Annotated in this window: 25 protein-coding genes; 10 read left to right on the top strand and 15 right to left on the bottom strand. The window is 61.2% G+C overall.

Annotated elements, in window-relative coordinates:
- Positions 1-2 precede the first annotated feature (2 nt).
- Entirely contained in the window at positions 3-758 is a 756-nt protein-coding gene (locus ARC39_RS24000; protein WP_068119012.1) for an ABC transporter permease, read from the top strand.
- Positions 755-1420, top strand: coding sequence for an ABC transporter ATP-binding protein (locus ARC39_RS23995; RefSeq protein WP_068119009.1), 666 nt, complete (start codon positions 755-757; stop codon positions 1418-1420). The genes ARC39_RS24000 and ARC39_RS23995 overlap by 4 nt, the downstream gene beginning before the upstream one ends.
- Here ARC39_RS23995 and choV read toward each other — a convergent pair.
- From choV to choX, 3 genes are all read right to left on the bottom strand, one after another.
- On the bottom strand, positions 1377-2399 hold the full coding sequence (choV, locus tag ARC39_RS23990) for a choline ABC transporter ATP-binding protein (RefSeq protein ID WP_068119007.1): 1023 nt from the start codon (positions 2397-2399) through the stop codon (positions 1377-1379). The genes ARC39_RS23995 and choV overlap by 44 nt on opposite strands.
- Positions 2396-3229, bottom strand: coding sequence for a choline ABC transporter permease subunit (gene choW, locus ARC39_RS23985; protein ID WP_068119005.1), 834 nt, complete (start codon positions 3227-3229; stop codon positions 2396-2398). Before choW ends, choV begins: the two co-directional genes overlap by 4 nt.
- 128 nt (positions 3230-3357) lie before the next feature.
- Entirely contained in the window at positions 3358-4281 is a 924-nt protein-coding gene (gene choX, locus ARC39_RS23980) for a choline ABC transporter substrate-binding protein (RefSeq protein ID WP_068119002.1), read from the bottom strand.
- Positions 4282-4361: 80 nt separating this feature from the next.
- On the opposite strand from choX, the gene betI reads away from it, so the two are divergent.
- The 3 genes from betI to betA are packed head-to-tail and all read left to right on the top strand — an operon-like array spanning position 4362 to position 8158.
- Entirely contained in the window at positions 4362-5003 is a 642-nt protein-coding gene (gene betI / locus ARC39_RS23975) for a transcriptional regulator BetI (protein ID WP_078059455.1), read from the top strand.
- A 47-nt stretch (positions 5004-5050) separates the two neighbouring features.
- A complete protein-coding gene (gene betB, locus ARC39_RS23970; RefSeq protein ID WP_068118999.1) occupies positions 5051-6502 on the top strand; it encodes a betaine-aldehyde dehydrogenase in 1452 nt (483 codons plus the stop codon).
- Positions 6503-6511: 9 nt separating this feature from the next.
- A complete protein-coding gene (betA, locus tag ARC39_RS23965; RefSeq protein WP_068118995.1) occupies positions 6512-8158 on the top strand; it encodes a choline dehydrogenase in 1647 nt (548 codons plus the stop codon).
- A gap of 51 nt (positions 8159-8209) precedes the next feature.
- Here betA and ARC39_RS23960 read toward each other — a convergent pair whose 3' ends face one another.
- From ARC39_RS23960 to ARC39_RS23935, 6 genes are all read right to left on the bottom strand, one after another.
- Positions 8210-8692 (bottom strand): copper chaperone PCu(A)C, encoded by a 483-nt coding sequence (locus ARC39_RS23960; RefSeq protein ID WP_068118992.1) that lies wholly within the window; start codon positions 8690-8692, stop codon positions 8210-8212.
- Between the two features lie 20 nt (positions 8693-8712).
- On the bottom strand, positions 8713-10026 hold the full coding sequence (locus ARC39_RS23955; protein ID WP_068118990.1) for an FtsX-like permease family protein: 1314 nt from the start codon (positions 10024-10026) through the stop codon (positions 8713-8715).
- Complete coding sequence (locus ARC39_RS23950; protein WP_236545382.1) at positions 10019-10723, bottom strand: ABC transporter ATP-binding protein; 705 nt, start codon at positions 10721-10723, stop codon at positions 10019-10021. Before ARC39_RS23950 ends, ARC39_RS23955 begins: the two co-directional genes overlap by 8 nt.
- A 9-nt stretch (positions 10724-10732) precedes the next feature.
- Positions 10733-11161, bottom strand: coding sequence for a hypothetical protein (locus ARC39_RS23945; RefSeq protein WP_068118989.1), 429 nt, complete (start codon positions 11159-11161; stop codon positions 10733-10735).
- Between the two features lie 126 nt (positions 11162-11287).
- Positions 11288-12775: an alkaline phosphatase gene (locus tag ARC39_RS23940; protein WP_068118986.1), complete on the bottom strand. Its 1488-nt coding sequence runs from the start codon at positions 12773-12775 to the stop codon at positions 11288-11290.
- A gap of 198 nt (positions 12776-12973) precedes the next feature.
- A complete protein-coding gene (locus tag ARC39_RS23935; protein ID WP_161471008.1) occupies positions 12974-13927 on the bottom strand; it encodes a helix-turn-helix transcriptional regulator in 954 nt (317 codons plus the stop codon).
- A 174-nt stretch (positions 13928-14101) separates the two neighbouring features.
- On the opposite strand from ARC39_RS23935, the gene ARC39_RS23930 reads away from it, so the two are divergent.
- Positions 14102-16066, top strand: coding sequence for a TonB-dependent receptor domain-containing protein (locus tag ARC39_RS23930; protein ID WP_068118982.1), 1965 nt, complete (start codon positions 14102-14104; stop codon positions 16064-16066).
- A gap of 214 nt (positions 16067-16280) precedes the next feature.
- Here ARC39_RS23930 and ARC39_RS23925 read toward each other — a convergent pair whose 3' ends face one another.
- The 5 genes from ARC39_RS23925 to ARC39_RS26050 all read right to left on the bottom strand — a co-directional run bounded on the left by ARC39_RS23925 (position 16281) and on the right by ARC39_RS26050 (position 19696).
- Positions 16281-17186: an energy transducer TonB gene (locus ARC39_RS23925; RefSeq protein WP_068118980.1), complete on the bottom strand. Its 906-nt coding sequence runs from the start codon at positions 17184-17186 to the stop codon at positions 16281-16283.
- Positions 17183-17563: an ExbD/TolR family protein gene (locus ARC39_RS23920; protein WP_068118974.1), complete on the bottom strand. Its 381-nt coding sequence runs from the start codon at positions 17561-17563 to the stop codon at positions 17183-17185. The genes ARC39_RS23925 and ARC39_RS23920 overlap by 4 nt, the downstream gene beginning before the upstream one ends.
- On the bottom strand, positions 17560-17937 hold the full coding sequence (locus ARC39_RS23915; protein ID WP_068118971.1) for an ExbD/TolR family protein: 378 nt from the start codon (positions 17935-17937) through the stop codon (positions 17560-17562). Before ARC39_RS23915 ends, ARC39_RS23920 begins: the two co-directional genes overlap by 4 nt.
- A 6-nt stretch (positions 17938-17943) precedes the next feature.
- Complete coding sequence (locus ARC39_RS23910) at positions 17944-19008, bottom strand: MotA/TolQ/ExbB proton channel family protein (RefSeq protein ID WP_236545380.1); 1065 nt, start codon at positions 19006-19008, stop codon at positions 17944-17946.
- A 517-nt stretch (positions 19009-19525) separates the two neighbouring features.
- Positions 19526-19696, bottom strand: coding sequence for a hypothetical protein (locus ARC39_RS26050; RefSeq protein ID WP_201455801.1), 171 nt, complete (start codon positions 19694-19696; stop codon positions 19526-19528).
- Between the two features lie 338 nt (positions 19697-20034).
- Between ARC39_RS26050 and ARC39_RS23905 the strand changes: the two genes are divergently transcribed.
- From ARC39_RS23905 to ARC39_RS23890, 4 genes are all read left to right on the top strand, one after another.
- Entirely contained in the window at positions 20035-20547 is a 513-nt protein-coding gene (locus tag ARC39_RS23905) for a hypothetical protein (protein WP_068118967.1), read from the top strand.
- Between the two features lie 186 nt (positions 20548-20733).
- The gene (locus tag ARC39_RS23900) at positions 20734-20994 is read left to right on the top strand and encodes a hypothetical protein (protein ID WP_068118965.1); all 261 of its coding nucleotides are present in this window, start codon (positions 20734-20736) and stop codon (positions 20992-20994) included.
- An 83-nt stretch (positions 20995-21077) separates the two neighbouring features.
- Positions 21078-21464, top strand: coding sequence for a hypothetical protein (locus ARC39_RS23895; RefSeq protein WP_149866539.1), 387 nt, complete (start codon positions 21078-21080; stop codon positions 21462-21464).
- 48 nt (positions 21465-21512) lie between these two features.
- A complete protein-coding gene (locus ARC39_RS23890; RefSeq protein WP_078059453.1) occupies positions 21513-21749 on the top strand; it encodes an adenosylcobinamide amidohydrolase in 237 nt (78 codons plus the stop codon).
- Here the strand turns inward: ARC39_RS23890 and ARC39_RS23885 are convergent.
- Positions 21746-22777, bottom strand: coding sequence for a calcium-binding protein (locus ARC39_RS23885; protein ID WP_068118956.1), 1032 nt, complete (start codon positions 22775-22777; stop codon positions 21746-21748). The two genes, ARC39_RS23890 and ARC39_RS23885, sit on opposite strands and share 4 nt — an antisense overlap.
- Positions 22778-22784: the final 7 nt, after the last annotated feature.

The raw sequence follows: 22784 nt of genomic DNA, 5'->3' as shown, positions 1-22784 counted from the left end.
ACATGCGGTGGCTCTATGGTGCTGTCGGTGTCCTAGTCCTGCTTGGTCTGTGGGAGGCTGGGCACCGCGCCTATGGTGACCTTGTGCTGCCTGGGCTGGACGCGACGGCCGCCACGTTGTTGCTGCTGGCTCGTTCTGGAGAGCTTGCACCAGCGGTGTTCGCGACGGCCGCACACGCGTTTTCGGGCTGGCTGATCGCGGCGCTATTCGGAACGGTGGCCGGCACGCTCGCGGGGTTGCATGCGTCGGTACGATTCACGTTGCAGCCGGTTGCGATCATCTTGCTTGGCGTTCCGGCAATCGCCTGGGTCGTATTGGCGCTCCTTTGGTTCGGTGGAGTCTGGGCCGTGGTCTTCACCGTGGCCGTCGCGACCGGCCCGATCGTCTTCGCCGCAGCAACGGAGGGCGCGCTCAGCCTTGATGGAGATCTCGCCCGCATGGCCCGCGCTTATCGCGCGCCGCCTTTGGCGACAATGCTTGATGTCTATGGACCACATATGGTCAGTCACCTCATTCCGGCGCTGGCATCCGCATTTGCGATGTCCTGGAAAGTAAGTGTGATGGCGGAACTGCTGTCCGGCGCAGGTGGGATAGGTGACGGCATAGCCGGGGCGCGTGCGCGGGTGGACACCGCAGAGACAATGAGCTGGGTCGTGGTCATCGTCAGCGTCCTGATGCTGATCGACCATGGCGTTCTGCAACGTGTCAGGCGCCGGATGGCGGTTTGGCGAGGCGATGGCACGGGCGCCGGCCGATGAACGGCTACGCGGTCGCATTCGAGGATGTTCATTTCGCCTATGGCGATGTGCCAGTTTTGGCAGGTGTCGATTTTACCATCCCCGCAGGTGGGATCACGGCACTCATGGGACCGTCGGGTTGCGGAAAAAGCACGGTGTTGGCGCTGGCGGCAGGTCTTCTGGCGCCTACGTCCGGCAAAATCCGGAGCCACGCACGGCGTAGCGCCATCGTGTTTCAGGATCCGACACTTCTGCCGTGGCGGACCGCTTTGACAAATGTCGCCTTCGCGTTGAAAGCCGACCGGATTTCAGCTGTGGAGCGCAGGGAGCGGGCCGCTCGAATGCTCAGCGCGGTAGGCTTGACACGCGCCGATCAGCAGAAGTTTCCGCGCCAGCTGTCTGGGGGAATGCGCCAACGGGTTGCGTTGGCCCGGGCAATGGTAACAAAACCCGATCTCTTGCTGCTCGACGAGTCATTTCGGGCGCTCGACGCAGAGCTCGCCAAACGGATGCATGCGCTCGTGAAATATGATCTTTCCGGGCGCGGTGCCGCGGCATTGATCGTGACCCATGACGCGGGCGAGGCACACATTGTTGCTGAGCAGGTTATGACCCTTACGGCTGCACCCGCTGGTCAGCTCAGAACGCCCGAACAAGCCCCTTCAAAACCGAATCCTTCGTGACCTCGCCGATGGCGACGCCATCCTCCATCACGCCAATCGGGCCACCGGTTTCTGCCAGACGTGTCATCAGTTCGTTTATCGGTGTTGTTGGGGCGACAGTGACGGGGTAGGGGCCGGCGGGTGGCTGCATGGCATCCGAAGCCGTCAACACGCCAAGCGGATTCATGTGATTGACAAAATCTTGCACGTATTGGTTCGCGGGGTTGGCGAAAATCTCCTTGGGCGAGCCGCATTGCACGATCCGCCCCCCCTCCATGATTGCGATCCTGTCACCGAGCTTGAAGGCTTCGTCGAGATCATGGCTTACGAAGATGATGGTGCGTTTGAGTTTGTGCTGAAGCTCGATCAACTCGTCTTGCAAGTGGTTGCGGATGAGAGGGTCGAGGGCAGAAAAAGGTTCGTCCATGAGCAGGATTGGCGCCTCGGTCGCAAACGCACGAGCAAGGCCGACGCGCTGTTGCATCCCGCCCGAAAGCGCGGAAACCTTGCTGTCTGCCCAGTCGGAAAGCCCGACAAGGGCAAGTTGTGCCTCCACCTTGCCGTTGCGCTCCTCGACGGGCATACCAGCCAGTTCCAGCCCGAGGCCCACATTCTCCCGCACCGAGCGCCAGGGCAGCAGGCCGAATTGCTGGAACACCATGGCGACCCGTGTCTGGCGCAGCCGGCGCAAATCGGCAGGGTTTGCGTGGGTCACGCTGACCATTTCGTCGCCATCGTTGATACGGACTTCCCCGCGCACGACCGGATTGAGACCGTTAACGGCGCGCAAAAGCGTGGATTTTCCAGAGCCGGACAAGCCCATGAGGACGAGAATCTCGCCCTCGTTCACCTCGACATTGCAATCGTGGACGCCGAGCACCTGCTTGGTCTCGGCCTGAATTTCCTGGCGAGTTTGGCCGGCATCCATCAGCGGGAGGGCCGTTTCGGGGTGGTTACCAAAGACAATGGATACATTGTCGAAGCTGACTGCGATGGTCATTTGCGGTCGATCCTCAGAATGCGGTCCAGCATGATCGCGACGACGACGATCACGAAGCCGGATTCGAAACCTAGCGCGGTGTTCACCTGATTGAGTGCCCGAACCACCGGTACGCCGAGTCCATCGGCGCCGACCAGCGCGGCAATCACAACCATCGAGAGAGATAGCATGATTGTCTGGTTCAGTCCGGCCATTATCTGTGGGAACGCATAGGGAAGCTCGACCTTGGTCAGAACCTGCGTCGGCGTGGCGCCAAAGGCGCGTGCGGCTTCCAAAAGGGGTTTGGGTGTGGATGAGACACCGAGCCACGTTAGCCGGATTGGCGCGGGCAACACGAACACCACGGTTGCGATCAATCCCGGTACCATGCCGATGCCAAAGAAGACGATGGCGGGGATCAGGTACACGAATGTCGGCAGCGTCTGCATGAGATCCAGTACCGGCCGCATCGCCATGTAGAGTTTTGGCCGATGGGCTGCGGCAACGCCGATGGGAACACCAAGGGTCATGCAGACCACGCAGGCCGAAAGCACGAGCGTCAGGCTCTCCGTCGTTTCCTCCCAGTACCCCTGGTTCAGAATGAAGAGGAAGCCGAGCGCCACGAACAGGCAGATCTTCCAACTGCGTTGGAGAAGCCAGGTCAAGGCGACGAAAACGGCTAGAACCGCGAGCGGATGTGGCGTCTGGAGCGTCCAGAGGATTGAATTGATCAGCGCTTCGAGGACGTCTGACAACGTGTCAAAGAACCACTCACCGTGATCCTGAAGCCAGTCGAATACCGCTTCGGCGGCGGACCCGACCGGGATCTTGGTGTCCGTCAAAAAATCCATCGAACCTCCAGAAGAGCGCGTTGGCTACGCCGTTTTACGCGCGCTGTCCCACGCAGTTGCACACAGGCATCGGGGCGTTGTCCAGATCCCCGATGCCTTTTGCGCCGTACGTCGCTCGACGTGGGCGGTTACATTCCCAGAGCGGCCTTAACAGCGGCAGATGCATCGCCGCCATCCTTGGTGGTCACACCGTCGAGCCAACCCATCCATGCATCCGGATTGGCGGCGAGCCAGGCGGACGCGGCATCGGTTGGCTCTTCTCCACCATCCAGGATCGCGCCCATGATCTCGTTCTCCATCGCCAGTGAGAAGACGAGGTTTTCAAGCAGCTTTCCGACGTTCGAGCATTCCGACACGTAACCCGCGCGGGTGTTGGTGTAGACCGTGGCGCCGCCAAGGTCCGGGCCGAAGAAATCGTCGCCGCCGGTGAGGTAACCCATTTCGAAGTTCGCGTTCATCGGATGCGGTTCCCAGCCGAGAAAGACGATCGGATCACCCTTCTTTGTGGCCCGGGCGACCTGCGCCAGCATACCCTGTTCGGAGCTTTCCTTGACCTTGAACCCGCTCAGTCCGAATGCGTCGCCGTCAATCATCGATTGGATCAGGCGGTTGCCGTCGTTGCCGGGCTCGATGCCGTAGATCTCGCCGTCGAGCTCTTGCTCGAATTTCGCGATGTCGGCGAAGTCCTTGATTCCGAGGTCGGTTGCGGCCTTGTTTACGGCAAGCGTGTACTTCGCGCCGGTCAGGTTCTCGCGCACGGTGTCGACCGTGCCCGCATCGCGGTAGGGGGCGATATCACCCTCCATCGTTGGCATCCAGTTGCCCAGGAAAATGTCGATGTCACCTTCAGCCATCGAGGTGTAGGTCACCGGGACCGAGAGGACCTTGATATCGGTCTCGTAGCCGAGCGCCTCCAGTACGAAGGTCGTCGCGGCCGTGGTCGCTGTGATGTCGGTCCAGCCCACGTCCGAAAACGTGACGCTGTCGCATTGGGCTTGGGCGGTCGCCTGGCTGGCCGCGAGGACCAGGGCAAGTGCGGCAGTACGGAGCATGAGGAACCTTCCCTGTGTTTTTGATTGATGAGTCAATTAAAAACGTGTTGAGTCACGTTTGACAACTGTCGAGAGACGAAATGCCGAAACTGGGTATGCAGCCGGTCCGGACAACTGCGCTGATCGAGGCGGTGATCACGGAGATCGGCGAGTCAGGAACCATGGACGTGACGGTCAGTCAGATCGCCCGGCGCGCCGGCATGTCCAGCGCGCTCGCGCATCACTATTTCGGAAGCAAAAACAAGATGTTCGTTGCGGCGATGCGCCATATCCTTATGGCGTTTGGGGCAGAGGTCCGGGAAAACCTCGCCGGGAGGACCGACGCGCGCGAGAGGTTGGAGATCATCGTTCGGACCAGTTTTTCGGAGTTGAACATGCATCCCGAGACCGTTGGTGCCTGGCTGAATTTTTATGTCTACGCCCAAAAATCCGACGAGGTGGCGCGGCTTCTGCGCATCTACCATCACCGGCTACGCTCGAATCTTCTACACGAACTGCGCCAGCTTGCTCCGGAGCGGGCATCGGTGATTGCGGAGGGCATCGCGTCGATCATTGACGGAGCTTATATCCGCTGGGTCTTGCGCGGAGATGGTGAGAAGCCGGATCGCCCCGAGGAGATCGCCCTCGAGTACCTCGAGATGAATTTGGCCAGACAAAAACTTGGCCAGACAAAAACGATGAGTGTGAGTGACCGGGGAGGGCCGTGCCCGCAATGGAAGTGAGTTTCAGGTCGACCCCGGCGCATGACAGGAAAGGACCGGCACAGGCAATGGATACGCAGCCGACAGCCAGCCACTACATAGGCGGGCGCCCAACCGAAGATACCGCAGGCGCTCCGCTCGTTTCGTTCTATCCGGCGACCGGCGCCGAAATCGCACGATTGCACGCCGCCACCCCCGCGGTCGTCGAGCAGGCGTTGTCGGCCGCTGAAACCGCCCGTGCAGGCTGGGCGGCAATGACGGGCAGCGAGCGTGGCCGCATACTTCGCCGTGCTGCCGAGATCATGCGCGACCGTAACCGGGACCTCTCGATCCTCGAGACCATGGACACTGGAAAGCCCTTGCAGGAAACGCTCGTCGCGGATGCTGCTTCAGGCGCTGATTGCCTGGAGTATTTCGGTGCCATCGCAGCGGGGTTGACCGGCGAACATATCCCTCTCGGCGCCGATTTTGCCTATACGATCCGCGAACCGCTCGGGCTCTGCGTTGGAATCGGAGCTTGGAACTACCCGACCCAGATCGCCTGCTGGAAGGCGGCGCCGGCGCTCGCCTGCGGCAACACGATGGTCTTCAAACCCTCCGAGGTCACACCGCTCGGGGCGCTCAAACTGGCGGAGATCCTGACCGAGGCCGGGTTGCCCGCGGGCGTCTTCAACGTTGTTCAGGGTTTCGGCGAGGTCGGCGCCGCGCTTGTGGCCGATCCGCGGGTTGCCAAGGTCTCGCTCACCGGGTCCGTGCCGACTGGGCGCAAGGTCTACGCCGCCGCCGCCGCAGGAATGAAAAACGTCACGATGGAACTTGGTGGAAAGTCGCCGCTGATCGTCTTCGACGACGCGAATCTCGAGGATGCGGTCAGCGCCGCGATCAACGGCAATTTCTATTCCTCCGGTCAGGTTTGTTCCAACGGCACTCGCGTTTTCGTACAGAAGGGTATCCTGCCGTCCTTCCTCGACCGGTTGAAGGCCCGTACCGAGGCTGCGACAATCGGCGATCCGCTGGACGAGGCGACCAATTTCGGACCGATGGTCTCTGAGGCGCAACGGGACATCGCGTTGGCCTATATCGCAAAGGGTGTCGAGGAGGGCGCGCGGCTCGTCACCGGGGGCGGGGCGCATGCGCTCGGTGGTCTCTTCCTGGAGCCGACCGTATTCGCCGAAGTCACTGACGAGATGACCATCGCGCGCGAGGAGATCTTCGGCCCGGTCATGTCTGTCCTGGCTTTCGAGACCGAGGAGGAGGCACTGGCTCGCGCGAACGCCACGGAGTTCGGCCTCGCCGCCGGTGTCTTCACCCGTGATCTGGCTCGCGCGCATCGCGTCGTCGCCGCCTTCGAGGCCGGCACCTGCTGGATCAACACTTACAATCTGACGCCGATCGAAATGCCGTTCGGCGGTGTGAAGGCCAGTGGTGTGGGCCGGGAGAATGCCCATGCCGCCATCGACCATTACTCGCAACTCAAGTCCGTCTACGTCGGCATGACGCCGGTAGAGGCCCCGTTCTAGGAACCTGCCATGGAAGCGGATTTTGTCATCGTCGGCGCCGGAAGCGCGGGATGTGCCACGGCGTTTCGCCTCGCCGAGGCCGGCGCGTCGGTCTTGGTGGTGGAACATGGCGGCACCGATGTTGGTCCTTTCATCCAGATGCCAGCGGCGCTTTCCTACCCAATGAACATGGGGCTTTACGACTGGGGCTATGTCACCGAGCCGGAGCCGCATCTCGGCGGGCGGCGTCTGGCCACGCCGCGAGGCAAGGTGATTGGCGGCTCCTCTTCGACCAACGGGATGGTCTATGTACGCGGCCATGCGCGCGATTTCGATATCTGGTCCGAGATGGGCGCGGACGGATGGAGCTATGCCGACGTGCTTCCGTACTTCAAACGCATGGAATCCTGGCATGACAGCGGCCACGGGGGCGATCCGACCTGGCGCGGAATAGACGGACCGCTGCATGTCACTCGCGGCCCGCGCGCCAACCCGCTCTATTCTGCATTCGTAGAGGCGGGGCGTCAGGCCGGGTACGAGCTTACCGACGACTACAACGGCGAGAAACAGGAAGGTTTCGGGCCGATGGAGCAGACCGTCTGGAGGGGTCGGCGCTGGTCCGCCGCGAATGCCTACATGCGGCCCGCGCTCGCGATGGAAAACTGTGACCTTGTGCGCGGTCTGGTCGAGAAAATCGAGATCGAAGAGGGCCGCGCGACGGCGGTTTTGCTCAAGGGCGGCAAGCGGATCGTTGCGCGGCGCGAGATCGTACTCGCTGCCGGCTCCATCAACTCACCGAAGATCTTGTTGCAATCAGGGGTCGGACCGGCAGAAGAACTGGCGCCGTTTGGAATTGAGGCGAAGGTCAACCGCCCCGGCGTCGGCAAGAACCTGCAGGATCACCTGGAACTCTACCTGCAAATGGCATCCAGCCAGCCTATCACGCTCTACAAACACTGGAACCTGGTATCCAAGGCAGTCATCGGGGCACAGTGGCTTTTCACCAAAACCGGGCTCGGCACGTCAAACCAGTTCGAGAGCGCGGCCTTCATCCGCTCGGCTGCTGGGGTGGATTACCCGGATATCCAATACCATTTCCTGCCCATGGCCGTGCGCTATGACGGTCAGGCGGCGGCGGAGGGTCACGGATTCCAGGCCCACGTGGGGCCGATGCGTTCGCCGAGCCGGGGGGAGGTGACACTCGCGTCGCCAGATCCGGAGGACGCTCCGAAGATCCTCTTCAACTACATGTCCTGCGAGAAGGATTGGCAGGACTTCCGGACGTGCATCCGCTTGACCCGCGAGATATTCGCGCAGGAGGCATTCAAGCCCTTCCTCAAGCACGAGATCCAGCCAGGCGCGGCGGTGCAGAGCGACGACGAGCTGGATGATTTCATCCGGGAGCATGTGGAGAGCGCGTATCACCCCTGCGGGACCTGCAGGATGGGGCGGGCTGACGATCCGATGGCGGTGGTCGACCCGCAGGTTCGGGTGATCGGGGTCGAGGGCCTGCGACTTGCCGATAGCTCCATTTTCCCGCAGGTGACAAACGGTAACCTCAACGGCCCGTCGATCATGGTGGGCGAGAAGGCGGCAGATCACATCCTCGGGAAAATGCTACCTCCGTCGAATGCGCAGCCCTGGATGCATCCGAACTGGCGGATTGCGCAAAGGTAACAGGGTGGGGCAGGGGGGCTGCCCGCGGCCCCGCCTCCGTCCGGTCTCGCGTCAGTGGTTGTGTCCGGCGTGGCTATGTTGGTGAGCATTCGCGGCTTCGACGGCGACGTGGACCTTCAAGTGGCCGGTGTCGAACCGCAGTTCCGCTTCGAATGTGTCGCCCTTGGCGAGCGCATGCTCCAACCCGCTCATTCTCAGCGCCAGCGCTTCGGGTTTCAGCACCAGTTCGCTGCCGGGTGCGATGGGAACCATAGGGATCGCACTGTAGACACCTTCGCCGCCCTTCAACTGGAATCCGACCAGCTCGGTTTTCTCCGCAATGTCGCTCATACCGCCTTCCAGTGTGATCGGGTGATCGCCAATGTTCTCCAACTCAACGAAAACCAGAGCTGTTTCCTGATCGGTGGCGCGGGTCCAGGCGTGCAGGGCGCGCAATCCCTCCATGACCGAGAGGTGATCGGAATGCTCGTCATGACCGTCGGCTATGGCAAAATGCGGTGCGAGCGCGAGGAAGATGGCAAGGGCGAAGCGCATTGGGTGGTCTCCGGGAGTTTTCAAGTTGATCGAAGATCGGCCACGGGCGCCCGTCGCAACGCGAGCAGCGCCGGCACCAGGGCGAGAAGAACCGTGATCGAGAAAAAGGCCGCGACGAGGTGCAATTCGGGCCAGCCAAGTTGCGCGCGAATAAGGATGTCGGTGCGTTCGGACACGATACGGGAAATGACCGTCGCTGCTGCCATACCGAGCGCGAGGCCAATGGCCGTGCCTGTGCCCAGGAGCGTGGCGGCAAAGCTCCAGACAAGCGCGAACACGAAGCGGCGGGGCGCGCCAAGTGCGCGCAGCAATGCCAGGCGCCGCGCGAGCAGGCGCATAAGGATGACGAGTCCGGTGAGAACGCCGGCGGCCACGACAACTTGGGTGATTGCAGCGAGCATTGACATCACATCGCGGACGTCGCCCAGCAGGGAGTGCAGGCGCGCGAGTACCGCGCCCGGAAAGAAGGCCATGGTTTCAGAGGTGGTGAAAGCCGACTGCAGGGCGTAATTGGCCCAGAGTTGTTCCGCCCGCACAAGTATGGCGGGCGTTCCGGGGAAATAAGCTGGGTCAAAGGGCGGACCGGGGTCGCCACTCCAGCCATCATCGTGCCCGTTGGGCATACCATGGATCAGCCAAACGCCCTCGACCGGTACCAGAATTGCCCTGTCCCATGGGCTGCCAGTGGGTTCCATGCGCCCCGTGATGATGTAGTGGTATCCTGCATGTGCGCCGTCGTCGGTGGCGTCGCCATGACCGTGCGAGGGCGTGAACGTATCGCCAATTGCGAGTGGTACGTTGGCACCAGCCACCGCTTCGTCCACGGTGGTGAAAACCTCGCCTTCCGCCAGTGTGCCACTTAGATGTGCCACGAATTGTGGTGTCGTGCCGACAACGGGCGAGGCGTTCCAGCTATCGCCGAAGGCAATCGGTGCGGCGAGGGAGACATGCTCTTGTTCCGCGATCCGCTGATAGGTTTCGCCGTCGAGCAGAGGGATGTCTGAGGGTTGCAGGTAGACCGCCGCGAGCATGGCCGTGATTTCGCTACCCGGAGCCGCGACAATTAGGTCGAACTTGTCTGCTGCCTGCGCGGTGCCACGTCGCAGGCCCCGTTCTTGTGCGATCAGCCCGGTCCCGATGGCGACCGATGTTGCGATCAGGACTATGAAGGTGATCGAGACCCAGAAATGTCGGCGGAGCATTCCCCGAAGTAGCCCCCAGGGCGCGAAGCCGCGCAACGTCAGCAAACCGGTCACCAGTGCGGGCGCGAGCAGGGCGAAGAAAAGCGCAAGGTCTTGCATCCCGTTAGGGAGGGAAACCCAGAGATCAGCCATGGGGTGCCTCCGGCTGAAGAACGCCATCCAGCACATTCAGAACGCGGCTGGCGCGAGCGTGAAAGTGGGTATCGTGGGTCACGGCGATGAGCGTGCGTCCGCTGGCTTCGGCAAGCAGTACAAGGTCTTCGATGAGCCGGTCGGCGGCGGGACGGTCGAGGCTGGCGGTGGGTTCATCGGCCAGTACGATTGCCGGATTTCCTGCCAGCGCGCGGGCAACGGCGACGCGTTGTCGCTCGCCGCCCGAAAAGCTCGCGATTCCGCGCGTTGCGTGGCCACCAAGACCCAGCTGCGTAAGGTGCTCGTTGGCGGACGTCTTCAGAGTGACACGCTCTGCCTTCGGGGCGTAGGCGGCCGCAAGCGCAGCATTGCCTTCAGCGGACAGTTCCTCGAACAGAAGATGGTCCTGAAAGACAAAGCCCATGTGGCGCCGTCGGAAGGCTGTTCGCGCCCGATCGTTCAGGTGGACTATGTTTGTGTCGCCCCAGCAGATGTCGCCAGTCGCTGGCAGTAGACCCGCCAAGGCATAGAGTAACGTGGATTTACCGGCGCCGGACGGCCCCTTGATGACAACTGTCTCCCCGGGCGAGACTGTCAGCGCTTCCACCGACAGGAGCAGAAGACCGTTGGGCGCAGACACGCGAAGCTCTGCAACACGTAGTGCGAGCGACCCGGCGATTTTCCTTTCGTCTTTCACGGTAAGGTCTCACGCGCGCCGGAAGGTCGAGTTTTCCAGCCGGACCTTGCTGAAGAAACCGGTCCCGGGGTCGATGTGTTCACTCAGTCGCAGCGTACCTTGAACCAAGATTTTTCGGCTGAAGGAGACGACTTCGTACTTGCGCCTTGTGTAGACGGCCAGAATGTCTTCCGGCCATTCTCCACCGGGTTCGCAGAACGGACAGACAGCCATTGGCATTTTCGTCAGAACGAAGAAGAGCGAGTCCGCCTTGAGTGGTGGGGCCATGAAGCCTTCGACTCGGATCTGTCCACCGTCGAGCGACGTCGCAAGAGGTGAGAAACCGAGGCCCTTGTTGTAAATGTCCCGCATCTTCAACAGATCCCCTTCGGCAGCGGACGACCAACAAGGCGTCGTCGTTACGGCGGCTGACGTGGCGAGAAACTGGCGGCGATTCATGCGGATGGCCTCCGGGAATTTCTGTGTCGAGGATACTCGACATGGAAAACTGCAAACGATGACACGCACGTAACGGAACGGGGCCCTGCCAATGCCAGGGCCCCGTCACGTTGTCGCAGCGGACGATTACTCGGCAGTCGCGGCGTGGTGCATGACGTGGAAGATCACGTTTTGCTCCATCGTGCCGCCGATCAGGTGCGCCCAGGGACCCTTGGCGTAGATTGCAACATCCTCACCCGAGTGGGTCTCGGAGCTGAGCGGGACGAGCACCTCTTGGGTGTAGTCCATATCCATCGCCATCTCCTGGGTCAGTTCGGCATTCCGTGTGCCGTTCCACTGGGCGTCTTCCTTCATCACCGAGGATGCACCATTGAGAAACGAAACGGTCGTGTAAGGCTTGCCATCCTGCGCCAGGTTTGGCTCCTCGAGGTACTTCTCGCCAGCGCCGTCGACTTTCATCGACAGTCCGAGGATCGGGGCGCCGCGTCCGGAGTAGCCAGCCATCGCGACGGCGTGCTCGTGGTCCGCGGAGACGATGATCAGCGTGTCCTCGTCGTTGGTCAGCGCGTCGGCAATTGCAATCGCCTCGGCGAACTCGACGCCGTCGGTAACGGTGCGATAAGCGTTGGTGGCATGGCTGGCATGGTCGACCCGGCCCGACTCGATAGTCAGGAAGTAACCGTTCTCGGAACCCTCAAGAGCCTTGATCGCGGTCTCGGTAAGATCGGAGAGCGACGGTTCGCTTGCGGGACGATCCGCTTCGTAGCTCATGTGCGAGGATGTGAAGAGGCCAAGCACCGGTTTGGAGAGATCCGCGCCAGCGAGAGTATCGACGTCCCATGCATATTGGATACCGGCCTCGGCAGCGGCTTCTATCAGGTTTGTGCCGTCGGTGCGCTTACCGGTTTTGCCTTGCTCGTCCTCCAGGTCGCTCGGGATGAAGTGACGACGGCCACCGCCGAAGGCGTAGTCGACAGTTCCCGCAGCCATTGCGTCGACCAACTGTGCAGCGATGTCCTTCTGTTCGCAGCCCTCTGACAAACCATCATTGGATTCGAAGTTCCGGTCGGCGGAATGCGCGTAGGCCGACGCCGGGGTGGCGTGCGTCAGGCGGGCGGAAGAGATGATGCCGACCTGCTTTCCGAGGGCCGAAAAGATCTCCGAGGCATTTGCCACGGTCGCTGCATCGACACCGGCACAATCACCACGAGCGAGGGTTTCATCAACGCCGAGCACGCCCTGCTTGGTCTTCACGCCCGTGTGGAAGGCGGTGCCGGTGCCGGCGGAATCCGGCGTCTGGGCGTTGGTGTTGTATGTCTTCGACAGGGCAACGTGCGGGAAGGTGTCCTGCGGCAGCAGGTGCTCGTCGCCGTAGTTGCCAGCGGCCTGACCGGCGAACAGGCGAGTGATGTAATTGGTACCCACGCCGTTTCCGTCAGCGATCAGCAAGATCACGTTTTTGGCCTTGCTCGTATTGGGCTGCACATTCACGCGCGCTGCGATGGTTTCCTGAGCGGCAATGAACCATGTGTTGTCGGCCTGCGGCAAATCCTGTGCCATGGCGGTGGTGCTGGCGAACGCGCCGAGCAACGAAAGAGTTGTGATGGTCTTCATAACATGTCCCCGTTGGAAGCTGTGTCGGGGCTATCGCGCTTGTGTGACAGTGGCGTGACCGCGGGTGCGAAAGTCATAAATCTCAATTAGTTATGATATTACATATCACGTTTTCCGCGTCTGAACTCCGTCGACTGCCGATCTGTCGACGTGCTGTCTGTGGGTAGGCCAACGATGCACTGGGGAGTGGCGACGTCGTCAGATCTTCGGGCCGACCTGAAGTCCTCCCTGCATATGCCGGCGCACTTCGGACGGAGTAAAACCGGTGGCTCGGCGAAACGCGGTGGCGAAGTTCTCCGGGGATCCGTAGCCGGCTATGCGAGCCGCTTCCGACACAGAAACGGCATTGCGCTCAAGTGCTTGCCGAGCCCGCGACAAGCGTACGTTTCGCACATACTCCTGTACCGTACAGCCGTGCGCTGCGTGAAACAAACGCCTCATGGTCGACAGGCTCACACCACCCGAACCCGCGATGTCCGACAGGGACGGAAGCGCGCCTGAGGCACCGTGGATATACTGCTCCATCCGGTCCAGCTTTCGTCGGTCATAAGCACTCAGCGCCGGCGCAGCTGTCGTGTTGTCGTTGTCCTGTATTGCGCCGAACGATGAACAAACCAACGTGAGAATGGTTGCCTCGGCCTCAAGCTTCTCGAGCGAGGACTTCGGATGTGACAGCGTGATCAAGCGTTCAAGGAGCTGAACCTCTCTGGAGGGGACATCCCACTCGTATCGGCGGCGCATGGATTCATTGAGCGGTGGTTTTGGCAGGGACAGACCGTTCGTTTCGAGCCATTCGTGCGACAGGATTAGGTTGACCTTGCGCACATACTCGCCTGCTACGGACCGACGCCAGAAAGGTTCGGGTTCTACGACCGACGTCAGAACCATGCGAACCGGCGCGCCGGGTCGCCGTCCGAGGTTCATGGGCTTACCAGATAGCGTTGCATCTGTGCGTCCCTCAAGGAAGCAATGGAGGATCACGCCGGGGTATCGCACGGAATTGATCTCGAACGACCTGCGGGCGGTTGCGTTGAGCGTGTGCAGTGACAGGCCGTCCCGGACGATCTTCAGCGAATAGGAACCATGCAGGTACTGCGGGCCAGTCCCGTCGGTCTCCCCATGTTGCTGCTCCGAAATGAAAGTGCCGCTCACCGAAACCGTCCCGCAATCCTGTTGCATGATTGCACCAGTGGCTTGCAAGGACGCTGTCCTGACCCGATGGCAAAGGCATCTGGCGCTTGGACAAAGGGCTCCGTCTGGCGAGGCGCGTGCGACCTATCCTAATTAACCTTGAAAAACAGTCAACAATTAGACGGGAATCACCAGATGCAGATTCGAAGTGCGTTGCTGTTGGGTGTCTCTGCTTTGGCATCCAGCGCGGCTTGGGCTCAGGAGCCGGAAGGGGCCTTTGACATCGGAGAAATCCGGATCGAAGCAACGAGTGCCCAAAGCCTGCTTGGCAACTCGGAAATCACGCCCGAAGAAATCGAGGACCGGAACGCCTCGACGATGGCCGAAGTATTCGACGGCAAGACCCAGATTACGGCAAGCGGTGGCGCCGCAATTGGCCAGAAGGTCTTCGTTCAAGGGATCGAGGAGAGCCTACTTTCGGTCACCATCGATGGTGCACGCCAGAACAAGTCGGCATTCCACCACACCGGCAATGTGCTGATGGACCCCGCGCTTCTGAAGCGGGTCGAGATCAGTGCCGGTCTGGCACCCGCGGATGCTGGTCCGGGGGGCCTTGGCGGGTCGATCGCCTACGAGACGAAAGACGCCCGGGACTTGCTCGAACCGGGCGACACCTTCGGCGGTTTCCTGTCGTTCGGCGGGTCTAACAACGTAGACGATTTGCGCGGTACCTTGGCGCTCTACGGGATGAGCGGCGGGTTCGAGTACCTGCTGGCGGGCACGCGCCATATGAGCGAAGACTATGAAGATGGAGACGGAAACGTCGTTCCGGGGACGCAGGCAGACCTGACCGACTACCTCGGGAAGTTCGCCCTCAATATGGACGGCGGTGGTAGGCTGGAGTTTTCCGCGTCGCAGACCGAGGACAGTGGCGAGCGTGTCGCACAGTGCAACCCGATCGGCTGTTTCATTCGCCCGGATTTCGCAGGCGTCGTGGGAGCCGACAGCGTTTTCGTCGATGCGTTATCTCGGCGCACATCGTACACGTTGACATACACCGACGAACAACCCGAGGGATGGTTGGCGCCGACCCTACAGCTTACCTACAACGAGCAGGAAACCGACGCTGTCGGCGCGGAGGGCACCAACAGCAGCTTCAGCGGAACTGCCAAGAACGAGTTCGACATCGGCAATGGCACGGTTACCGCGGGTCTCGACTTCTTCAGTGACAAGGCCGACGGTTCCAGCGACATATCCTCGGGCGAGGAAACCCTGCGGAATGTGGGCGTCTTTGCGCAGGCGCGACAGGATCTCAGCGACAGGATCTCAGTCTCCTACGGTGCACGTGCGGATTTCCAGGAGTTCGAAGGTGTGGACGGAAGCGAGTTTGATGGCAGCGGGCTGAGCGCGAACGGTACCATCGACTTCGTCCTTACCGACATGCTCACCCTGAACGCCGGATTGGCGACGACTTGGGGCGGATACGAGCTGGGCGAAGCGGCGATCATGAACCTGACCCACGACTGGACCTACGACGGGCTGGAGCCGTCACGGTCGAACAGTGGCCGGATCGGCTTACGGTTCCACAACGGTCCCTGGGAGGCTCGCGCAGCCTACTTCGAGACATATATCGACGATCTCAACGCCGTGCTTCCCTCGCCTGGTGAAAGCCGTGGTGCGTCCTACGATATTGAGACAAGCGGTGTAGACGCCTCTTTTGCCTACTTGGGCGCGCAGGGTTATCTGCGTCTCAACTACACCTATGCGGATGTACAAGCCGACGAAGAGGCCATCGCAACAACGGCGTATTACCTTGGTCGTCCTGTTGGGCACCTGATTGGTCTGGAAGGTGCGTGGGACGTCAATGACGTGTTCCGGGTTGGTGGCACGGCCGAAACCGCGCTTGATAACGATGATGTCCGTCTCGAAGACGAAACCGGAACTGTGGTGCAGGACAGCCTACCGGGATACGAGGTGGTCAACCTGTTTGCGGAATACCGCCCGCAACAGATGGACAACCTTTCCGTCCGCCTCGATGTCCGCAACCTCTTTGACCAGACGTACTCCCGCCGTACGTCGGACGGCGTCGGCTACTATCGGGTCTACCCGTTGACGGAACCGGGCCGCACCGTTGCCCTAACTGCACGGATTACGTTCTGACCCTTGACCGGCCGTCACGTCTGCGTTGCGGCCGGTTGACCAATTGCACTTTAGGTCGCCCGTAGAACCTCGGCCAAAGGGCATTCCCTCAGGGCTGCACGGAATCCCTCCCGTGCAGCCCTTTTCCTTGTGTCGTTCATTCATTGCAGCCGCGGGCGGCGTCTTCGGTTGACCAGCGGGCGCGTTTTCCCGTGTCCGGGCCCATAGCGTCTGGTTACGGGTTGAATGTGAGAGTGACGGAGAAATTGTACGATTTGTTCGCGAGGCCCTTTGGCGCCTTTGGAAAGCGTCCGACGCGGCGCACGGACTGGACGGCCGCGGCGTCGTAGGTGGGAATCCCGGAACTTCGGTAGACGGAGACACCAAGCAATCGCCCATCGGCACCGACGGTGAGAGAGACTCCGACCCGCGCGCTTTCGCGTCGACCTGATGGGAAACGCTTGGCGCGTTCGATACGGCTACGGATCTTGGCGCCCCACACCTGCTGGAGCGTGGCCGCCTTCTCCTTCGATACACCGGTTGAAACGCTCTGATTGCCGTCGCCTGCCTGGGTGCCGCTGCCCGTTCCGGCGGCTTTCTGCCCGGCGTGGCCGGTGGACGCGGTCTGTGCTTTCTGTGCGGGTTGGGCGGCTTTCGAAGGCGCCTCCGGTTTCGGCTTCTCTTTTGGCGGCGTTTCCCGGCGCTTCGGCATGGGGCCTGATGCGGGCGCCTGTTCCGTGGCTTCCTCGGGTTCTGGCTCAAGCTCCGGTTCAGGCTCCGGAGGGGGTGGTGGCGGCGGTTCTCGCACGGTTACGATATCGTCCGGCTCAGGGGGTGCCATATCCTCTGGGCGATGCAGTTCCGGCAGCGCAACGAGTTCCACCGGCGCTGTTGGCGGTTCGAATTGAATTGGCGCCGGCGCTAGAGCCTGGCGGACCTCGGGCGTCTGTACATCCGGTGGCCGCTTCCACTCAGCGACCATGGTCTCCACCTGTTCGGTCGCCGCCAGAATGGTGACGAATTCTTCGCCTCCGGCACCACTGGCCTGCGCCCCTCGGGACGGCATCTGGAGAAAAAACGCCAAATGCAGCGCGACGGCAAGGGTTAGAAAAACCCAGAACTCCATATGCCGCCGGATCATCCGCCCACCATTACTTCTACCCTTTGGAATCCGGCCTGCGCGAGTTCACGCAGCAATTGTGCCAGGCGCGAGGCCTCCAGCTCCGCGTCGGCGCGGAGCTGCAGCGGGTCGCGCTTGTCGCGGATCTCAATGAGCAACTCCATCGCGGGCGCTCCCGTGAGGCCGTTGTATCCTGTCTGCCCCTCTCGGCTGATGTAGAGCCGGCTCTCGGACGTGGGATCGGCGGCCTCCTGCGCTAACGGCAGTGTCACCTCAAAAGGATCGGGAGGCGCGATCTGTGCCGTCATCAGGAAGAAGATCAGCAACAGAAAGACCACGTTGATCATCGGCACGATACTTTCGCGGCTTTGGCGGGGGCGGGGGGGGCGCAGGTTCATTCGATCAACACCAGTGTCGCGAATCCTGCCGCGTTCAGGATCTGCGTGACGTCGACGACCCGTTGCAGCGTTGTCCCGTCCCGGCCTTGCAGGATGATCGTGTCCGCCCTTGTTTCGGTAAGCGACTCCAGCCGGCCGGGCATGTCTTCGACTGCGGTCGGAACGCCGTTGAGAAACAGCGCATCCGGCGCGACTTCAAGTAGTCGAGGTGGCCCGGAATATCCTTCCCCTGCACCGGCCAGCGGCAGTGGAAGCGACCGGTCAGTGCCGAAACGCGATGCCAGCATGAAAAACACCAGCAACAGGAACACGACGTCGACCATCGGGGTTAACGACGGTCTCCGGCGGGCGCGAATGGGGCGCAGGCTCTCCATCGTCGGTCACTCGGCTGCCATGGCCGCAGGTTTCGGGCGCTGGTGATCGGTCACGAAAATCCGGGTCACGCCGTCCTCTACATCGGCGGCCATTCTGTCAATCAAGCCCTCGAACCAGGCGAGCGCCGCAGACGCGGGGATGGCGACAGCCATACCGGCTGCGGTCGTCAGCAACGCTTCCCAGATACCGCCAGCAAGCGTTGCCGGGTCAGCTTTCGCGCCGGCTTCCTGCAAGGCCTGAAATGCCGCGATCATGCCGAGAACGGTGCCGAGCAGACCCAGCAACGGCGCGATCGTGGCAATCAATTCAAGTGGGCGGAGCCCAGTGCTGGCCTGCGCAAGCTCGCGTTTTGCAAAGCGCGTCGCATCTTCCCGAGCTGCGGATTCTGAAAAGACCTCGCGCGCGTGGAGCGCGGCATGAATGCATTTGGACCGCAGGCCACGCCGACCGGCGACGACTGCCTTGGCTCCGACGGCGTTCCCGGCCTCGAAAGCTTCGACGGCTTGCCGGGCTTTCCCGCGCGACCAGGCGCCGATCAGCGCAAGTCGCCATACTTTCCACAGGATCAGCGCAACGGTAACAATCGAAAGCGCGGCAATCGCCCAGATCGTCGGGCCACCGTCCTGAAGAAACTTGACGGCAGGCCCAGACAAAGCGGTTGCATGATCCAGCAGAAGTTCAGGGTCCGACGCGGCCGAGAGAAGATCCTTTGCACTCGGTAGCGGATCGGAAATCTCCGGTACGGCCGCGGAGTCTACGGCCGAAGTCGGCGCCGCGTCGATCGCAGGATCGGGGAGGATTGTTCCATCCTCGGCGAGCGGCGTGTCTGCCGGCGTCGCCGTATCCGAAGTGCTGGCATCGATCCGTGGGGAAGCCGTGACGCCCGGATCAGCCGCATCGGGGTTCGTCTGGGCCGCCCCAATGGCCGTCGGTTCATCGACGCCGGGGAGGGCGACACCGTCCGCACTCCCCATGGGTGCGTCGCCTGTGAGCTCTGTCGTTCCCGCACCGGGGAGGCTCGGCACTTCAGTAACAGGCGCCGGCGCCAGCTCAAGTTGTTCGTCTGCCACCTATGTCTCCATCGTGCCTGCGTTCAATGTCGGGGCGATCCCGAACAGCTACGCCCATACCTCAGTATTTTTATCAAGTAAAATCCGTTGCCGCCAGAGCCCCGGCGCTCCGTGGCGCAAGCGAGTGCTTTGCCACAGCTGCAAAACCGCGGGAATCCAGATCCATAGACGCGGTTACCTGGCAATAGAGGCGCGTAGGCGTGACAATTGCGGAGTCGGTGACACCTGGATGATGTCGGAGTCTTGTACGACTATTCCGGATATGGAGCCGCAGTATCACGGCATGAAATTGCGCTACGAGACTACGTCACTTCAGAACCAATTTCGGTCGTCACATCAATGCGTGTGGCTAAAGTTGTCGAAGTTGAACGTGTAGTGGTTCGGCGCCCAAAGATATGGACCGACTGCCATCGCAGATTGAAATCGCGGCCGGCAGTTTGACGATCCGCTACGAGAAACGAAAAGAGCGGCGCAAGACGCCGCTCTCTCCTGGTTGGCTGTTCGAGTGCCTGGGGTTTTACTTCGCCTGGGCTTCGAAACGGGCGCACCAGTCGTCTGCGCTCACGGCCGGCCAACGGGATTCCTTGTCCGAGGTCGGGGCGGGCGGATTGAAGTGGCAGAGACCGGCATCGGCAGCCTTCGCCTCTGTGGTTTCAAAAAATGCGCAGGCTTTGCAAGCATCGGTCATGGCGTCTTCCTTTTCGGGTTGATCCGGGTTCCTGGCGTGGCTTGCAAAGGCTGGCTGGGCTAGGTGCCGGTGAATCATCTTGTGTTTTCGATATAGTTCCCGCATCGCGCGGATGCAAGGAAAAATATAGCAAAAACAGGTAGTTGAGTGATTTTCTCAAGTGAGAATCACCGAGTATTTCTGTCGGTTCGGAGCCAACGAAATCTATCGGAATTCGACATTGGCCGGTTCGCATACGGTCTTAGGCGTTTCACACCTATTTCCGCCACGAGCCCATAAATGAGAGTTGAAAAGATGATGGATTTAGTCGGATACTCTGCCGAGTGACGGAGAGTATCATGAGCGACACGCCAGCCAACTGCACCCATGAGATTCCGGGTCGAGTCGGAACGATTGACGAAACCGGTTGCACCGCGGACGACCAGGCAGTTCTGCAGATTGCACGCTTGTTCTTCCGGAGCTTTTCCGCCCCGCATTCGCACAGTTGGCTGGGAGCGTTTCCACTGGCTGAGCGAACGTTTACCGGGCGCCAACCGGAGAGAGTTGGCGTTGCAGTCCTGAATGCCGTGCAGGCAATGGGTCGCGCTCGGACTTCCGGTTTTAACTTCGCCAGCCCGGATTGCCCTATCTGTGCTCAGAAGATCACCGAGCACGAGCGTCAGTTCCTCTCTGTTCTCATGGAGCAACGCGCCGCGCGACCCAGTGGTGCGCATGTCAATGCGATGCTGTTGTGCGAGGGCAATGACACGCGTGAGTTCCTCGATGCCATGTCCGAAGTCTGCGCCCTCCTTGCTTTTCCGGGTGGCAATGGATGGAGCGCAGGTGAGTCTCGCGATCCGCTTCGGATCTGAAGGATGACGGCCCAAGGCCCATTTCCTCGCGTAGGACCGATTGCCCCTTGCAGACATAAGTAATTTAGTCGGATATATGGGCCGCCAGGAGCGCGCTGCCCCAGCCTGATCTCATGAACATATCGCGACCAGAGTTGGGAATTGAAATCCCCGACCGTGCGAACGCGACTCGGACTGGAGAGGGCAATGCAGGACATACCGACGACGAGCCGCACCGGCGGCCCGCAATTTGCCGATGACGCGCCAACCGAGGCGGGTCCGGAGCCTTTCGATGTCTTGATCGCAGCAGGTGAGATCCGGTCGCTGGGTGCGAAAGTCGTATCGCTCGGCATTCGACCAGACCGGTTGGTCGAGCGCCAGCTTGCATCCCCGGCCCGGATTCGGCGCGATCCCGATATTATCGCGTTTCCCAGGATGCGCGGGGAAAGCACATGGCGCCCCCAATGAATAATCCGCATGCACATTCGCCCGATCTCGCGGTACCAAAAGCAGTCACGGTTCAAGACCTCGCGTATGGCGCGGAGGATCTCATGGTTCTGCGAATTGCCCGGCACTTCTTCCAGAGTTTCGCACATCCCGAAAGCCAGGATTGGCTGATGGCGTTTCGATTGGCCGAGACGGGTTTTCCAGGGCGGGAAGATGCCGCGATCAGCGTTGCGCTTTTGCGGGGCGTGCAGGCGTTGCGCTGTGCGCGTCGTTCAACGTTCGTCTATTTCAACCCACGATGCCCTGGATGCTCACTCAAGGTCAGTGATTGCGAACGTCAGTTCATCGGAACATTACGAGCGTTGCGGAATGGGTGGACGAGTGCGGCACATGTCCATGCCATGCTTATCTGCGAGGGCAATGAGACGGCGCCATTCCTCGATGCGATGTCGAAGCTTGAGGCTATGATGCGCCGTCCGGACAGGCTCTAATCGGGGCTCAACCGCCGCGTCTCTCCGTTTCGGGTCGCGTTTTGCGCGATGACCAAAAGCGTCGTTCGACGCGTGCGACCGAGAGCTTTCGACGTGTTGGGGGGGTTGGCGACTGGTACCGGATCCGATTGCATTGCGATTGCAGCCCCGCCGGGGCAGGCGGCCTTTGCCGGACTGCACACCGAAATCGGCGAGGCGCTTGGCCGTGTGGTCTACGACGCCGTCGCAGCCGGTGCGACCGACGGGAGCGATCGGCAGGTGCCTCCGTGCGCGGCGAGCGGCTAGAGCAGGAAGTCGCCGGCGTCCACTGTTTCCGCATCAAGCAGCACGAGTCGAAAATCCAATCGGCCGTTCCCGTCGACGTCGCCCTTGAGCACGAGCCGGTCGCCCTGTTCCACAACCCGCAATTCTCCCGCGGATCCGCTGAAATCATCCGTGCTAATGAAATCGAAGGCCTGGTTGCCTTTGGCGCCGGAATCGGCATCGATCCCGCGCAGGTTTATCCGATCACCGGCGGAGAAATCGGTGATCTTGTCCTTGTTGGCCTCCGCCACCGAGCGAAAGACGAAAGTGTCAGTACCCTTGCCGCCGGTTAGCTTGTCGGTCCCGGTGCCACCGACAAGCTTATCCCGGCCCGCACCGCCGAACAGCGCGTCTGCGCCCGCTTGTCCAAACACCGCGTCGCGCCCGTCGCCACCGTAGATCTTGTCGTTGCCCTTGGCGCCTTTGAGTTCGTCGCTCCCCCCGGCGCCCTTGACCACATCGGCGTATTTCGTGCCGACGTACACATCGTCGCCGGAAGAGCCGAGCAGCTTGTGTCCCTCGGCGAACAGATGCGCCGAAAACGCATCGGGAGCGATTGATGTTCCGTCGTGTCCGCCACCCATGAAACCCTTGATAATCTCGTGAACATCGCCCTTCACCCCGGCCTCGTTGTAGATGCCGAGCCCAGAGATGGTGATGATTGGCGTAGCGTCGGAAACCAAACCGTCCTCGTCATAGACCAGATCCTCGGTTTCCGTGTCATAGGCATCGCCAAGTCGGACAAGCCGGACGGTTTCGATGGTGCCGCTGACCGAGTGGTTGGAGAATGTGTAGTCGAAGTCCTGTCCTTCCACGAGAACAGCGCGCGATTCCGCCTCTTCGCCGGTCTCTGGTGTTTCCAGATGAACGATCTGCGTGGTTTCGCCCTCTTCAGGGAGAAAGAGCGGATAGGCATAGGGCTCGAAGCCCTCGAAAAAGGCATCGTAATCCGCGTTGAATTCGACGCCTTCGCCGGTTTCGGCATCGGCCGTCAATCTGATGGTCAGCATTTTCAAT

Origin of the sequence: Tropicimonas marinistellae (assembly GCF_001509585.1) — a bacterium.
Taxonomy (GTDB): Bacteria; Pseudomonadota; Alphaproteobacteria; order Rhodobacterales; family Rhodobacteraceae; genus Tropicimonas; species Tropicimonas marinistellae.
The sequence above is the reverse complement of the archived record's forward strand: the minus strand, read 5'-3'. Positions and strand labels throughout refer to the sequence as shown.